This window comes from Rhodococcus sp. PAE-6, from assembly GCF_025290685.1.
Lineage (GTDB): Bacteria > Actinomycetota > Actinomycetes > Mycobacteriales > Mycobacteriaceae > Rhodococcus > Rhodococcus pyridinivorans.
Map to the genome: position 1 here is coordinate 1 of NZ_JAOCLZ010000078.1, position 1,018 is coordinate 1,018.

At 65.4% G+C, this 1,018-nt stretch carries 2 protein-coding genes; both read right to left on the reverse strand.

The window, feature by feature from the left end; translation table 11 throughout:
• A partial coding sequence (urtB, locus tag NVV99_RS26275) for an urea ABC transporter permease subunit UrtB (RefSeq protein ID WP_260783278.1) occupies nucleotides 1-830 on the reverse strand: 830 nt, incomplete at its 3' end.
• A gap of 26 nt (nucleotides 831-856) precedes the next feature.
• A partial coding sequence (locus tag NVV99_RS26280; protein WP_260783279.1) for an ABC transporter substrate-binding protein occupies nucleotides 857-1,018 on the reverse strand: 162 nt, incomplete at its 5' end.

A 1,018-nucleotide genomic window follows, 5' to 3' on the forward strand; every position in this document is an offset into this window, starting at 1 on the left:
AAGATCACGATGAGCACGAACACGATGACCTTCGCGATCGACGCGGTCGTGGAGTACTCGATGAACGAATTGAGCAGGCCCAGTGCGACGGCCGCGAGCACGGCGCCCTCGATGCGGCCGAGACCGCCGATGACGACCACGAGGAAGGCGTCGATGAGGTACGACTGGCCGATGGTCGGGCTGGTCGAGCCGATGAGTGTCAGGGCCACACCGGCGAGGCCGGCCAGGCCCGAGCCGAGGAAGAAGGTCGTGATGTCGGTGCGGCGCGACGAGATGCCCACCGTCTCGGCGAGATCGCGGTTCTGCACCACGGCCCGGATCCGTCGTCCCATCGGGGTGTACTTCATCGACGCGATCAGGGCGACCACGCAGACCACGGCGAGGGCGAGGATGAACAGGCGGGTCTTCGGGACCACCGCCCCGAAGATCTCCACACCACCGGAGAGCCAGGACGGTGCGACGACGTTGACGGCGGGGGCGCCGAAGATGTCGCGGGCGGCCTGCTGCAGCAGCAGGCCCACACCGAAGGTCACCAGCAGGGTGTCGAGCGGGCGGTGGTACATGCGGCGGATGAGGGTGACCTCGAGGATCACACCCATCACGCCGCCCACCAGGAAGCCGACGAGCAGGGAGACGAACAGGGACATCCCGGCCGAGGAGATCACCTGCTGCACGACGAAGGCGGTGTAGCTGCCGGCCATGATGAATTCGCCGTGGGCCATGTTGATCACGCCCATCTGGCCGAACGTCAACGACAGCCCCAGTGCTGCCAGCAACAGGATCGATCCGATACTCAATCCTGTGAAGAGCTGTCCTACAAGGACATCCATGTCGTCTCCCTCTTCGGCTTCCGTGCTCAGTTACCGGACAGGCCCGACGCCCAGTCGTAGGACTCGAGGTACGGGTCGGGCTCGATGGCGCCGTCGGACTCCCAGACGGTGTAGATCAGGCCGTCGCCGCGGATCTCACCGACGCGAGCGGTCTTGGTGATGTGGTGGTTGTCGCCATCGATCGTGAC